10 protein-coding genes and 1 pseudogene are annotated in these 12511 nt (G+C 74.5%); 4 read left to right on the top strand and 7 right to left on the bottom strand.

The annotated features are described in order from the left end of the window. Positions 1 to 271 precede the first annotated feature (271 nt). From V9U70_RS24210 to V9U70_RS24220, 3 genes and pseudogenes are all read left to right on the top strand, one after another. A complete protein-coding gene (locus tag V9U70_RS24210; RefSeq protein WP_336678508.1) occupies positions 272 to 1078 on the top strand; it encodes a hypothetical protein in 807 nt (268 codons plus the stop codon). A 4-nt stretch (positions 1079 to 1082) separates the two neighbouring features. Next, a pseudogene (locus V9U70_RS24215) lies at positions 1083 to 1781 on the top strand (ABC transporter permease family protein); the annotation flags it as partial. An 88-nt stretch (positions 1782 to 1869) separates the two neighbouring features. After that, a complete protein-coding gene (locus tag V9U70_RS24220) occupies positions 1870 to 2418 on the top strand; it encodes a bacterial proteasome activator family protein (protein ID WP_336678510.1) in 549 nt (182 codons plus the stop codon). A 319-nt stretch (positions 2419 to 2737) separates the two neighbouring features. Here V9U70_RS24220 and V9U70_RS24225 read toward each other — a convergent pair whose 3' ends face one another. From V9U70_RS24225 to pdhA, 7 genes are all read right to left on the bottom strand, one after another. Beyond that, complete coding sequence (locus tag V9U70_RS24225) at positions 2738 to 3727, bottom strand: NAD(P)H-quinone oxidoreductase (protein ID WP_336678511.1); 990 nt, start codon at positions 3725 to 3727, stop codon at positions 2738 to 2740. Between the two features lie 77 nt (positions 3728 to 3804). Then, positions 3805 to 4944: a potassium channel family protein gene (locus V9U70_RS24230; protein ID WP_336678513.1), complete on the bottom strand. Its 1140-nt coding sequence runs from the start codon at positions 4942 to 4944 to the stop codon at positions 3805 to 3807. Further along, a complete protein-coding gene (locus V9U70_RS24235) occupies positions 4902 to 6584 on the bottom strand; it encodes a molybdopterin molybdotransferase MoeA (protein ID WP_336678514.1) in 1683 nt (560 codons plus the stop codon). The genes V9U70_RS24230 and V9U70_RS24235 overlap by 43 nt, the downstream gene beginning before the upstream one ends. Continuing rightward, positions 6581 to 7588, bottom strand: a complete 1008-nt coding sequence (locus tag V9U70_RS24240) for an NTP transferase domain-containing protein (protein WP_336678516.1) — start codon at positions 7586 to 7588, stop codon at positions 6581 to 6583. The genes V9U70_RS24235 and V9U70_RS24240 overlap by 4 nt, the downstream gene beginning before the upstream one ends. A 138-nt stretch (positions 7589 to 7726) precedes the next feature. Beyond that, the gene (locus tag V9U70_RS24245) at positions 7727 to 9415 is read right to left on the bottom strand and encodes a dihydrolipoamide acetyltransferase family protein (protein ID WP_336678518.1); all 1689 of its coding nucleotides are present in this window, start codon (positions 9413 to 9415) and stop codon (positions 7727 to 7729) included. Continuing rightward, the gene (locus V9U70_RS24250) at positions 9415 to 10446 is read right to left on the bottom strand and encodes an alpha-ketoacid dehydrogenase subunit beta (RefSeq protein ID WP_336678520.1); all 1032 of its coding nucleotides are present in this window, start codon (positions 10444 to 10446) and stop codon (positions 9415 to 9417) included. Before V9U70_RS24250 ends, V9U70_RS24245 begins: the two co-directional genes overlap by 1 nt. Then, a complete protein-coding gene (gene pdhA / locus V9U70_RS24255) occupies positions 10443 to 11603 on the bottom strand; it encodes a pyruvate dehydrogenase (acetyl-transferring) E1 component subunit alpha (protein ID WP_336678521.1) in 1161 nt (386 codons plus the stop codon). The genes V9U70_RS24250 and pdhA overlap by 4 nt, the downstream gene beginning before the upstream one ends. Before the next feature lie 225 nt (positions 11604 to 11828). On the opposite strand from pdhA, the gene V9U70_RS24260 reads away from it, so the two are divergent. Continuing rightward, a complete protein-coding gene (locus V9U70_RS24260) occupies positions 11829 to 12455 on the top strand; it encodes an Lrp/AsnC family transcriptional regulator (RefSeq protein WP_336678794.1) in 627 nt (208 codons plus the stop codon). Positions 12456 to 12511 lie beyond the last annotated feature (56 nt).

A 12511-nucleotide genomic window follows, 5' to 3' on the forward strand; every position in this document is an offset into this window, starting at 1 on the left:
AGCCGGGTCAGGCACGGCGGGGTGTGCTCGGGCACGGGGCTTGCTCGGGCACGCCGGGGTCTGCTCGGGCGCGACCGGCCAGCGGTCGGGGCCGCCGCTGTCGGCCCCCGTGGGCGGCGCGGCCCACCGACGGGGCCGGGGCCTGGGCGAAACTGTTCGTTGACGACCGTTGCGGGCGGTGCTCTGTCCTCCCGCGACCACCGGCGGACCCCGAAGTTCCGGATACCGCGTCCGGGATGCCGGACGCGGAGGCCCGTGTGACGCTGATCCCATGGCTCCAGGACTCCCGGCCGTGTGGACGTCGAGGTGCGTGGTCGGTCTGATGGCGGTGGCCGGAGCGGCGCTCGGCCCGCCGGGCGGCACCGCGTACGCGGCATGGGCGGCCGGCCCGCACGCCGCCGCGAGTGCGCCCGGATCGATCGGGTCCGCGGCGACCGGGGCCGCCATGGGCGCGCCCTCCGCCCCGCCCGTGCCGGCCTCCCCCACGACGTCTCACCCGACGGGCCGCACGCCTCCTTCCGCGTCTCCCGCCATCGCTCCCCCGCCGCCCGGCGGGGGAGCCTCCCGAGCCCCGGAGACAGCCGCAGGCCCTCCCCCCGGGGGCGCCCTCCAGGGCGGCGCGGGGGCGCCCGCCGGTCCGGCGCTTGCGACGGTGCCCGCATCGGCCGCCGCCGTCGCGTCCACCGCCGGCGCCGGCCCCGTCGGCGGCCCGGGCGCCGCCTCCGCGTCGCCGTCGCCCTCCGCTTCCCCTGAGGTCACCGGCTCGACCGCCCCCCTGGCCGGGCGGGAGGCCGCAGTCGGCAAGGCGCGCCCCGGACGCTCGCTCACCCCGCTGGAGCTGGCACGCGCCGAGGCCCGCGCCGAGTCGCGGGAGCCCGAAGAGGCCACCGACGACCGTGCCGACCTGCTGTGGCCCACCCCTCCGCCCGGCGCGTTCACCGATCCGCGGCCGCCGGCCGGCCGGGCGCTGGACGGCCCGGCCGTACGGCAGGTGCAGCAGCTCTCGTTGGGCGCGGGCATCACGCTGGTGGGGCTGGGGCTCGGCTTCCTCGCCCTCCGCATGCGCCGCGCGAACTGAGCGTCGGGACGAGGAGAACCGCGCGCTGCACCCCGGCGAGCCCCGCACCGCCACCGAGCGGCTGAAGGTCCACGTCGCGCCGGACAGCTTCGCGTCGACCCCCGGCATCCGGCTGATCATGCCGCAGAGGACCGCGGACCGGCTGGGCCTGCGCTCCGAGGACTACGGCAGCCTCTACGCGCTCGACCGCGCCCCGACGGACGCCGAGCGGCAGGCGACCAACGCGGCGATCGCCCGCACGGGCAACCGCGCGTACGTGATGACCGCGAACGGGTCGTCCCGGTCGGAGGACGACGCCGTCCTGCTGATCCTCGCGCTCTTCGCCGGCGTGGTCACGCTGGGCGCGGCGGCCATCACGACCGGGCTGTCCAAGGCCGACGCCGAGGCGGACCTCACCACGCTCAGCGCGGTGGGCGCGCCCCCGGGCGTCCGGCGGTCCCTGTCGGGCTTCCAGTGCCTGGTCGTCGCCCTGACCGGGGTGCTGCTGGGGACGGCGGCAGGCATCGTGCCCGCAGTCGCGTCGCGGCTGACCGACCTGCGGACCGCACTGGCGGACATGCGGGCGGACCCGATGCAGTCGGCGTACACCCCGATCGTCATGCCGTGGGAGACCATCGGGCCGCTGGCGCTGGTCGTCCCGGTGCTGGCGGGACTGCTGGCCGCCGCCCTCACCAGCTCCCGGCTGACACTGGCCCGGCCGTGACGCGTTCCCGGCGCCCCCGGAAAGGGTGGATCACCTGTTTCCGGGGGCACCAACGTGGGGTACGGCACGCGTACGAGACAATGGCGGCATGGAAATGCCGAGGAATGACCGGTCGCAGGAGCACCCGCAGGTCCTTGTCGTGGGCCAGGACGGGATGGCTATCGGCGGCGGTGCCAGTGACGACGAGTCGCGCGAGGTCCCGGTGACGGAAATGGTGGAACAGCCCGCGAAGGTCATGCGCATCGGCAGCATGATCAAGCAGCTTCTGGAGGAGGTCAGGGCGGCCCCTCTCGACGAGGCGAGCCGGGTCAGGCTCAAGGAGATCCACGCCGGTTCCGTGAAGGAGCTGGAGGACGGACTGGCGCCGGAGCTGGTCGAGGAGCTGGAGCGGCTCTCCCTGCCGTTCACGGAGGAGTCGGTGCCCTCCGACGCCGAGCTGCGGATCGCGCAGGCTCAGCTCGTGGGCTGGCTGGAGGGCCTGTTCCACGGCATCCAGACGGCCCTGTTCGCCCAGCAGATGGCCGCCCGCGCCCAGCTGGAGCAGATGCGCCGCGCGCTGCCTCCCGGGGCGGCCGCCGAGGACGAGGAGGGCGGCGGGGACCCGCACGGCCCGATCCGTTCGGGGCCGTACCTGTAGCCCGTGAGCGAGCGCACTCCTGGTCCGGCAGCCGGTGCCCGTGCAGCCCGGTGCCGGCTCACGCACGGCTCAGGACCGACGGACGACCGAGCGGGGCCCGGCACACCGCGGTGTGCCGGGCCCCGCCGCGTACGCCAGGGCCCTTCGGCCGCGTGCGGTGCCGTACGCGGCCGAAGCACCGCCGCCCCCGCCGTGCCCGCGCCACCGGGGGCTGAGCGCACCGGGCCTGGAGTGGGCGGCTCGGGCGGACCGGGCGGCCTGGGACCCGGGCGGCGGACGGGGCTGGCGGCGGGCGGGGCGGTGTGGTGGGACGGGGTGCTCAGGCGGCCGACGGGGCGACCAGCAGGACCTTGCCGATGTGCGTGCTGGACTCCAGTACCCGGTGCGCCTCGGCGGCGTCCCTCATCGGAACCGTACGGTCCACGATGGGCCGGACCACTCCGCCGCCGATCAACGGCCACACGTGCTCGCGGACGGCGGCGACGATGGCGGCCTTCTCACTGAGCGGACGGCCCCGCAGGGAGGTGGCGGTGACGGCGGCCCGCTTCTGCAACAGCGCCCCGAGGTTCAGCTCGCCCTTGGCCCCGCCCTGGAGGCCGATGATCGCGAGGCGTCCGTTCACGGCGAGCGCGCGGACGTTGCGGTCCAGGTACTTCGCGCCGACGATGTCGAGGATGACGTCGGCCCCGGCGCCCTCCGTCGCCTTCTCCAGTTCCTCGACGAAATCCTGCTGCCGGTAGTCGATGAGGATGTCGGCGCCGAGCTCGGCGCACCGGGCGAGCTTCTCCGGGCCGCCCGCGGTGACCGCCACCCGGGCGCCGACCGCCTTCGCGAGCTGGATCGCCATCGTGCCGATGCCGCTCGAACCGCCGTGGACCAGCAGTGTCTCGCCGGGACGCAGATGCGAAACCATGAACACGTTCGACCACACCGTCGCGGTGACCTCGGGCAGCGCCGCCGCCACCGTCAGGTCCACGCCGTCGGGCACGGGGAGCAGCTGCCCGGCCGGAACGACGACCTTCTCCGCGTAACCGCCCCCCGCCAGCAGCGCGCACACGGCGTCGCCGACCGCCCACCCGTTCACCCCGGGCCCGAGCTCGGCGACACGGCCCGCGCACTCCAGGCCGGGGTAGGGGGACGTGCCCGGCGGCGGATCGTAGAAACCCTGCCGCTGCAGCACGTCCGCGCGGTTCACAGCGCTGGAGACGACCTCGACGAGGACCTCGCCCTCGCCGGGTACGGGATCGGGCACCTCGGCCCACACGAGCGCCTCGGGGCCACCGGGTTCGGGAATCGTGATCGCATGCATGGCCGCGAGGCTACTCCTGACCGGCCCGCTCGCGCGGTACGCCCTGGCCGGAGCGTCCCCCGGCGGCCCCGGCTCTCTCAGGGACGCTGCGGCGGCATCGGGTTGGGCGGCACCGAACCGGAACCGGGGCTCACCCGCACGATGGTGATGACGCGGTCCGTCAACTGCAAGGGACTGGCCGCCGGATCGTCGTAGCCGAGCAGCCGGTGCCCGCGCAGCACGCTGACGACCAGGTCGTCGGTCTCCCGTACGTTCCTGCCCACCTCGGCCTTTATCACCGGCCGTTCGACGAGGTCGAGTCCGCTCCCCTGCTGGATCAGGTCCTCCATCACCGTGCCCGCGCTCGGGCTGAGGACGGAGAGGCCGAGCAGCCGCCCTGCGGCACTCGCACTGGTGATGACGGCGTCGGCCCCGGACTGCCGCAGGAGAGGGGCGTTCTCCTCCTCGCGGACCGCCGCCACGATCTTCGCCCCCCGGTTGAGCTGGCGTGCGGTCAGGGCCACCAGGACGGCAGTGTCGTCGCGCTGGGTGGCGATGATGATCTGACGCGCCTTCTGCAACTCGGCGCGCAGCAGTACATCACTGCGCGTGGCGTCGCCGAGCACCCCGGTGTACCCCTCGGCGTTGGCGGCTTCGACCACCTTGGAGGCCGGATCGACGATGACGATCTGGTCCTTGCCCAGACCGGTGGCGAGGAGCGTCATGATCGCCGAACGGCCCTTCGTACCGAAGCCGACGACGACGGTGTGGTCACGCAAGTTGGATCTCCAACGCTTCAGCCGGAAGTCCTCCCGGGTGCGTTCCGTGAGGACTTCGAGGGTGGTACCGACCAGGATGATCAGGAAGAGCACGCGCAACGGTGTGATGAGCACCACGTTGATCAGCCGCGCCCCGTCACTGGCCGGGGTGATGTCGCCGTATCCGGTGGTGGAGAGGGTGACCGTCGCGTAGTAGACCGCGTCCAACAGGTCGACCTCGCCGTCGGCGTTGTCGTTGTACCCGTTGCGGTCGATCCAGACGATCAGCACCGTCGCGGCCAGCACGAGCAACGCCATCAGCAGTCGCTTGCCGACCTGCCGTGCCGGACCGACCACGACCCGGCGGGGGAGCATGACCCGGGTCGGGGCCACATGCTCCTCGGCCCGCCTGGCCATCGCATCATGGCCGGGAAGTTTCACGTGAAACACCCTTCCGTCCACGGCGTCGCCGGGGCCCACGGGAGATCCAGAATCTCCACCTCGGTGCCGGACCGTACCCCGCCCGGCGGCACGACGGCCAGCCCGTCCGCCGCAGCGATCCCCCGCAGCATCGCGGGACCGTTGTAGCGCAGGGGGGCGACGTGGTCCCGGCCGCCCACACGGCCCGCGCGATGCACCACCGGGACGAGTCGGGTGTCGTGCGGGTGCCCGGGGACCTCAGCGTGGACGAGGGCCAGGTACGGGTCCTGGGCCGGCCGGCCCGCGATCCCCGCGAGCAGGGGCTCGGCCAGTGTCAGCAGGCCCGATACGGCCGCGAGCGGATTGCCGGGCAGCCCGACGAGATACGGGCCGTCCGGGGGCAGCCGCGCCAGCAGCATGGGGTGGCCGGGGCGGACGGCCACCCCGTCCACCAGCAGTTCGGCCCCGAGGTCGCCGAGGACCCGGTGCACATGGTCGACCGGGCCGGAGGCGGTGCCGCCGGTAGTGACGATCAGGTCGGCGTCGGATTCCACCAGCGCCGCGCGCAACGCCCCGGCGTCATCACCGAGACGGCGCGGGTCCTGAACCTGCGCGCCCACGGCGCGCAGCCAGGGACCGAGCATGGGCCCGAGGGCATCGCGGATCAGCCCCTCGTGCGGCAGGCCGGCGGCGAGGAGTTCGTCCCCGAGGACGAGGACGTCGACGCGGGGCCTGGGCGCCACGGGAAGCGCGTCGTATCCGGCGGCGGCTGCCAGCCCGAGCACGGCGGGGGTCACGATGGCCCCGGCCGGGACGAGTTGCTCGCCGGAGCGGCACTCCTGTCCCCGGGGCCTGACGTCCTGTCCGGTGACGACGGGCCGCTGAGCGTGCAGCACCCCTTTGGCCGCGTCGGCATGGGCGTGCTCGGCGCGGATGACCGCTGTGGTGTCGCCCGGCACGCGGGCGCCGGTGGCGATCCGCACGGCGGTCCCGTCGGGCAGCGGGGCGGAGGCGACGCGCCCGGCGAGGAGTCCCGCCCCGGCGTCGAACGTCCAGGGCCCCGGGCCGGCGACCGCCCAGCCGTCCATCGCGGAGGTGTCGAAGGGCGGCAGGTCGGTGAGCGCGCCGAGCGCCTCCGCCAGCACGTGTCCCAGTGCACGGTCGAGCGGCAGCCGGATCACGGCGGGCGGCCCGGACCGCCCACTTCTCGCGGCCACCTCACGGGCCCGGTCCCAGGACAGGGTCGGAGCGAGGGGCCGAGCGCGGCCGGGCGTGGTGTCGTGGGCGCGGCCGGGCGCGGCAGCGTGGGCTCGGCCGGCCCCGACCGTGGTGGCGGGGGCGGCCCCGGCAGCATTGGCGGGGGCGGTTCCGGTGGCGTTGGCGGGTGCGGTTCCGGCGTCGCGTTCGTGGCCGGATGCGGCAGCACCGGCGTGGCAGGGCGCGGGACCGCAGGCGTGGCCGGGTGCGGCGCTCACCCCGCTGACCAGGGCGAGGGCCTGCTCGACGGCTTCCTCCGACGCCGCGCGTGCGCGGGCGTCATCGGCGGCGGTGCGGCCGGACGCGCTGCCCGGGGCGGGGGCCGACTCGTCGGAGGAGGGACGGACGAGGCCGGGTTCAGGAGCGCCGGCGGAGGGGGCGGAGCTGGGTCGGCCGCCGTCGGCCGGGCCGGGGCCGGGGCCGGCCGAGTGGGCGCTCGTCATGGTGATCCCGGTTCCGATCCCGAAGCGGCCTCCGGCCCTGCCGCCGACCTCGGCCCCGACCCCGGAGCTGACGCCACGTCCGGAGCAGGTGCAGCGTCCGGAGTCGGTGCAGCGCCCCGAACCGGTGCAGCACCCCCGGCCGATCCAGCATCCGCGTTCGCTTCCGCTTCCCAGCGAAGGGCGAGTGCGGCGGCCTTGCGCGCGGCCTCCGCGACCGCCGTGGCGGCAGCCTCCGGCCCGTCGTCCGCGCTCGCCCTGGCGGCCGCGTACCCGACCAGGAAGGTCGTCAGCGGAGCGGCCGGCCGGGCGACTCCGTGCGCGGCGTCACGGGCGAGGTCGAGCAGTAGACCGGCGTCCACGTCGAGTTCGATCCCGAGTTCGTTCTTGACCGAGGTGATCCATTCGTCCAGCACGGCCCCATGCTCCCTGATCCTGGCTCGGGCGGCGGCGATGTCGTCCCAAGTGTCGCAGTCGAAAGCGGCGTGGGGGCCGGCGTCGATCCGGGCCAGGTCCAGCTCCGAGGTCAACAGGCGGAGCGGCAGCCCGGCGAGGCTTCCGTGCTCGGTGGCGACGAGTGCCAGCTCCCGGCGCAACGGCTCGGCGCGGTAGGCGGCCACGAGGGGCTGGTCGCGCCCGTCGGGGTCGATGCACAGAGCGCCCTCCCGGCCGGGCTGTCCGGCGGCGTCGAGCAGCGCCTCGACCGTCCCCTGGCTCAGGAACGGCAGGTCGGCCGAGAGGACCAGTACGCGGTCAGCCGTCGTGAAGCGCATGCCCGCACCGAGCGCCGCCAACGGGCCGCCGCCCTGGGGCGTCTCCCGGGCCCAGGTGACCGGGCGGGCGGTGGGACGCCGCCCGCCCACCACGACGGTGGCGCCCGCGTCGGCACAGGCCGCGAGGACCCGGTCGAGCAGCGCCCGGCCGCCCACGCGGACCCCGGGCTTGTCGGCGCCGCCGAGCCGCTTCGCGGCCCCGCCGGCGAGGACGATCACGTCATAGGCGCTCATGCGTCGAGTATGGGCGGCGGCCGCCGCGTAGCCGCCCTCCGGGGTGGCCCGCAGCACTGGGGGCGCCCCGGCCACCGTCCGGCGCGGAGCGGCCCCCACTGAGGAGCCGTGCGGCGGAGGCAGGGGCGCTCAGCGCGGCTACAGCGTGCGCAGCAGCACGGCCGGCTGCTCCACACAGTCCGCCACGTACCGGAGGAAGCCTCCCGCCGTGCCCCCGTCGCACACCCGGTGGTCGAACGTGAGGGACAGCTGGACGACCTGACGCACGGCCAGCTCACCCTCGTGCACCCAGGGCTTGGGCATGATCCGGCCCACGCCGAGCATCGCCGCTTCCGGGTGGTTGATGATCGGCGTGGAACCGTCGACCCCGAACACCCCGTAGTTGTTCAGGGTGAACGTGCCCCCGGTCAACTGGGCCGGGGACAGCTTGCCGGTTCGTGCGGCCTCGGTCAGGCGGGTGATCTCCGCCGCGATCGACTCGGTGTTGCGGGTGTGCGCGTCGCGGACGACCGGCACGACGAGGCCGCGCTCGGTCTGCGCCGCGAACCCGAGGTGCACCCCGGGCAGCCGGACGATCTCCCGGGCCTCCGTGTCCACGGTGGAGTTCAGCTCCGGGAAGCGGGCCAGCGCCGCCGTGCAGATCCGCGCCAGCAGAGCCAGCACCGACACCTTCGGCCCGGCGGACGGGCCGGTAGCGGCGTTCATCGCGGCCCTGGCGCTCATCAGCTCCGTGGCGTCCGCGTCCACCCAGCACGTGGCGTCCGGGATCTCGTGCCGACTGCGTGTCAGCTTGTCCGCGACCGCTCCGCGCACCCCGCGCAGCGCAATGCGCTCGGCGACCGGGGCGGCAGACGATCCGTCGCCACCGCGAAGCGGCGCACCGCAGGTGGCCGCGACTGCGGCGGGGGCAGGCGACGGAGCCGTACGGGGTTCGGCCCGCGCGGCCTCCTCCGTCCGCCGGATCACCGCGTCGACGTCGGCCCGCAGGACCAGCCCGTCGGGGCCGGAGCCCGTCAGCTGTCGCAGATCGATGCCGTGCTGCCGGGCCAGCCGACGCACCAGCGGTGAGACCACCGCCACCGGCCCCTGCGGACTCGCACCTCCCGGCCGCTGCTCCTCGGCGTCATGACCGACCGGGGCGGGCGCGGGTGCGGGTGCTGCTGTGGCGGCGGTCGCCGGAGCCCTGGCCGGCACGCTCGCCGACACCGCATCCGGCGCGGAGGTCGGCGTCCGGACCGAAGGCGTCGCCGGAGGGGCCGCGGCGGCGGGACCGCCGACGACGGATGACGGCCGGTCCGGCCGAATACGCCGGCGGCGCGCGGCCGGCGCCCCCGTGCCGTACCCCACGAGCACGTTCCCGGAACCGGAGCCCGCCCCGGAGCCTGACTCGTCCGAGGCCTCCGGTGCGGCGGTGACGGGCGCAGCGGACTCCCCCACGCCTCGCCCCCCGCCCCCGGCGTCCCCCGGCCCCGACGGGGCGGAGCCGAAGGGAACGGGGTCGACGGAGGCAGCGTCCGACAGGGCCGGGCCGGACGCCGGGGGACGCCCGGCAGCGGAGCCCGACGGCTTCCTCTCCTCCGGCACTCCGACCGCGACCGTCAGCAAAGGAGCGCCGACCGGGAGTTCCGTGCCCTCCTCACCGAAGCGTGCGGTCACCACCCCCCCGTAGGGGCACGGCACCTCCACCATGGCCTTGGCCGTCTCGACCTCCACGACGGGCTGGTCGATGGCGACGACCTCGCCGACCTCCACCAGCCAGCGCACGATCTCCGCCTCGGTCAGTCCCTCGCCGAGGTCCGGCAGCTTGAATTCGAGCACCTGGGCCATCAGCTGTCCGCCTCCCACTGCAACCGCGCCACCGCGTCGAGCACCCGGTCCACTCCGGGCAGATGATGCCGCTCCACCATGGGCGGCGGGTAGGGGATGTCGAACCCCGCAACCCGCAGCACCGGAGCTTCCAGGTGGTGGAAGCACCGCTCGGTGACACGGGCCGCGATCTCGCCGCCGGGGCCCCCGAACCCGGGCGACTCGTGGACGACGACCGCGCGACCGGTGCGTCGGACCGATGCGGCCACCGTCTCGTCGTCGAACGGCACCAGCGAACGCAGATCCACCACTTCCAGGTCCCAGCCCTCGGCGACCGCCGCTTCGGCGGCCTCCATGCAGACCGGCAGGGACGGCCCGTAGGTGATGAGCGTCGCGCTGCGGCCGGAGCGGCGCACCGCGGCCCGGCCGATCGGCTCGACGGCCGCCGGGGCCTCTGGCGACCAGTCGGCCTTCGACCAGTAGAGCCGTTTCGGTTCGAGGAAGACCACCGGGTCGTCCGAGGCGATCGAGGCCCGCAGCAACCCGTACGCGTCGTCCACCGTGGCCGGCGTGACGACGTGCAGACCGGGTGTGGCCATGTAGTACGCCTCGGAGGAGTCACTGTGGTGCTCGACCCCCCCGATGCCGCCGCCATAGGGAACGCGCACGGTGATCGGGAGCGGCATGGCCCCCCCGGTGCGGTTGCGCATCTTGGCGACATGGCTGATCAGCTGTTCGAATGCCGGATAGGCGAACGCGTCGAACTGCATCTCCACCACGGGCCTCAGCCCGTACATCGCCATGCCGACGGCCGCGCCGAGGATGCCCGCCTCCGCCAGCGGCGTGTCGGTGCAGCGGTCGTCGCCGAACTCCTTCGCCAGCCCGTCGGTGACCCGGAAGACCCCGCCCAACGTGCCCACGTCCTCACCGAGGACGTGGACGGCGGGGTCCTCGGCCATCGAGTCGCGCAGCGCGCGGCCGAGAGCCTGCGCCATGGTGGCCGGCTTCGCCTTCGTCGTCCGTCCGCCGGCCTTCGTCGCCGCGGTGGTCATCGGCCTGCCTCCGCGCTCTGCTCGTGATGCTCCTGCTCGGCGTCCAGCTCGGCCCGCAGCAGGGCCTCCTGCTCCCGGAGCTGGACGGTCTGTTCGGCGTAGACGTGGGCGAAGAGGTCCATCGGCTCCAGCACCGGGTCGGCGTTCATCCGGTCGCGGAGTGCGGCTGCCATGCGCTCGGCGGCCTCCCGCGCCTGCTCGATGCCCTCGTCGTCGAGCAGACCACGGCCGGTCAGCTCCCGCTCCATCAGCCGCACCGGGTCGTGCGCCCGCCAGACCTCGACCTCGCTGTCGCCCCGGTAACGCGTGGCGTCGTCGGCGTTGGTGTGGGCGTCCATGCGGTAGGTGACCGCCTCGACCAGGGTCGGGCCCTCGCCGCGCCGGGCGCGTGCCACCGCCTCGCCGAGCACCTGGTGCACGGCGGCCGCGTCGTTGCCGTCGACCAGCCGGCCCGGCATCCCGTACCCCACGGCCTTGTGGGCGAGGGAGGGGGCGGCGGTCTGCTTCGCCAGCGGCACCGAGATCGCGAAGCCGTTGTTCTGCACGAAGAAGACCACTGGAGCCTTCCAGACGGCGGCGAAGTTCAACGCCTCGTGGAAGTCTCCCTCGCTGGTGCCGCCGTCTCCGACCATGGCGAGCGCCACGACGTCGTCGCCCTTGAGCCGGGCCGCGTGAGCCAGCCCCACGGCGTGCGGCAGCTGGGTGGCCAGGGGAGTGCACAGCGGCGCGACGCGGTGCTCTCGTGGGTCGTATCCGGTGTGCCGGTCGCCGCGCAGCAGGGTGAGCGCCTCGACCGGATCGAGGCCGCGCGCGACGGCCGCCAGCGTGTCGCGGTAGCTGGGGAAGAGCCAGTCCCGCTTCTCCAGGACCAGGGCGGCGGCGATCTCGCACGCCTCCTGGCCGGTGCTCGACGGGTAGACGGCCAGGCGGCCCTGCTTCGTGAGTGCGGTGGCCTGGGCGTTGTAGCGGCGCCCGCGGACCAGCTCGGCGTGGAGCCGCAGCAGCAGCTCCGGATCGAGGTCGGCGACCGCTTCCGTACCGAGCACCCGATACGGCTCCGGGTCCGGGAGCAGCGGGGCGGGGTCGGTGATCGGCTTCCAGGCCGGGGGCGGCGTGGGCCGGTAGGCGGCCGCGCCGGGCAGCTCTTGGACCGTCATGAGAAGCACCTCCTGGCATCGGGGAGATCGAGGGTGTCGATAGGGAGCGAGATGTCGAGGGGCGAGGGGGAGGCACTGGTGTGGCGCACCTCACCTACCGATTGTTCGGTCGCGAGCGCATTTTGGCTACAGGCGCCGTCAGCCTGTGGACAAACGGTTCTCCACAGCCTGGGATAGAGGCAAGTCGTCCACGACGGGAGGCACGGGCCGATGGCAGCTGAACAAATGGCCGACAGGGGCGAGGGCCCCGGCCCGGTCACGCCCGCAGTTCCGTCGGCAGCGGCGCCCACGCCGCCGTCGGCTTCCGCCACTCCCACGCCCCCGGCGCCGACTCCGCTCGCGCCCTCGGCGCCGCCCCCGGCGCCGCCCGCACGGCCGCTGGACGCCATCGACCGCGACATCCTGCGCATCCTGCAGACGGACGGCCGGGCCTCGGTACGGTCGGTGGCAGAACGGGTCCACGTCTCGCGCGCCAACGCCTACGCCCGCATCAACCGCCTCATCGACGACGGGGTCATCCGCGGCTTCGGCGCCAGGGTCGACCATGAGCGGGCGGGCCAGGGCGCGTCCGCGTACATCACGCTCAAGATCGTGCAGAACTCCTGGCGCACCGTCCGCGAACAGCTTCAGGCGCTTCCCGGGGCCACGCACATCGCTCTGGTCAGCGGCGACTTCGACGTGCTGCTGCTGGTGCACACCCTGGACAACCGGGCCCTGCGCGAGCTGGTCCTCACCCGTATCCAGGCGATGCCCGAAGTGCTGTCGACCCGCACCCTGCTCGTGTTCGAGGAGACGGATCTCGACCCGCGCCCCGCCCCGCCGACGGAGCCGAACGGCACAGAGCCGAGTTGAGCCGAGGCGGCGCGAACCGTGCGGGGCCCGCCCGGAGCGGTCCCGACCGGGCCGGG

It is taken from the genome of Streptomyces pratensis (assembly GCF_037137275.1).
In the GTDB taxonomy this organism is placed as follows: domain Bacteria; phylum Actinomycetota; class Actinomycetes; order Streptomycetales; family Streptomycetaceae; genus Streptomyces; species Streptomyces pratensis_B.

What these genes read in the sequence shown, in the direction of transcription:
- V9U70_RS24210 (WP_336678508.1), top strand. Translation starts at nt 272, where the DNA reads ATGGCTCCAGGACTCCCGGCCGTGTGGACGTCGAGGTGCGTGGTCGGT.
- V9U70_RS24220 (WP_336678510.1), top strand. Translation starts at nt 1,870, where the DNA reads ATGGAAATGCCGAGGAATGACCGGTCGCAGGAGCACCCGCAGGTCCTT.
- V9U70_RS24225 (WP_336678511.1), bottom strand. Translation starts at nt 3,727, where the DNA reads ATGCATGCGATCACGATTCCCGAACCCGGTGGCCCCGAGGCGCTCGTG.
- V9U70_RS24235 (WP_336678514.1), bottom strand. Translation starts at nt 6,584, where the DNA reads ATGACGAGCGCCCACTCGGCCGGCCCCGGCCCCGGCCCGGCCGACGGC.
- V9U70_RS24240 (WP_336678516.1), bottom strand. Translation starts at nt 7,588, where the DNA reads ATGAGCGCCTATGACGTGATCGTCCTCGCCGGCGGGGCCGCGAAGCGG.
- V9U70_RS24245 (WP_336678518.1), bottom strand. Translation starts at nt 9,415, where the DNA reads ATGGCCCAGGTGCTCGAATTCAAGCTGCCGGACCTCGGCGAGGGACTG.
- V9U70_RS24250 (WP_336678520.1), bottom strand. Translation starts at nt 10,446, where the DNA reads ATGACCACCGCGGCGACGAAGGCCGGCGGACGGACGACGAAGGCGAAG.
- pdhA (WP_336678521.1), bottom strand. Translation starts at nt 11,603, where the DNA reads ATGACGGTCCAAGAGCTGCCCGGCGCGGCCGCCTACCGGCCCACGCCG.
- V9U70_RS24260 (WP_336678794.1), top strand. Translation starts at nt 11,829, where the DNA reads ATGGCCGACAGGGGCGAGGGCCCCGGCCCGGTCACGCCCGCAGTTCCG.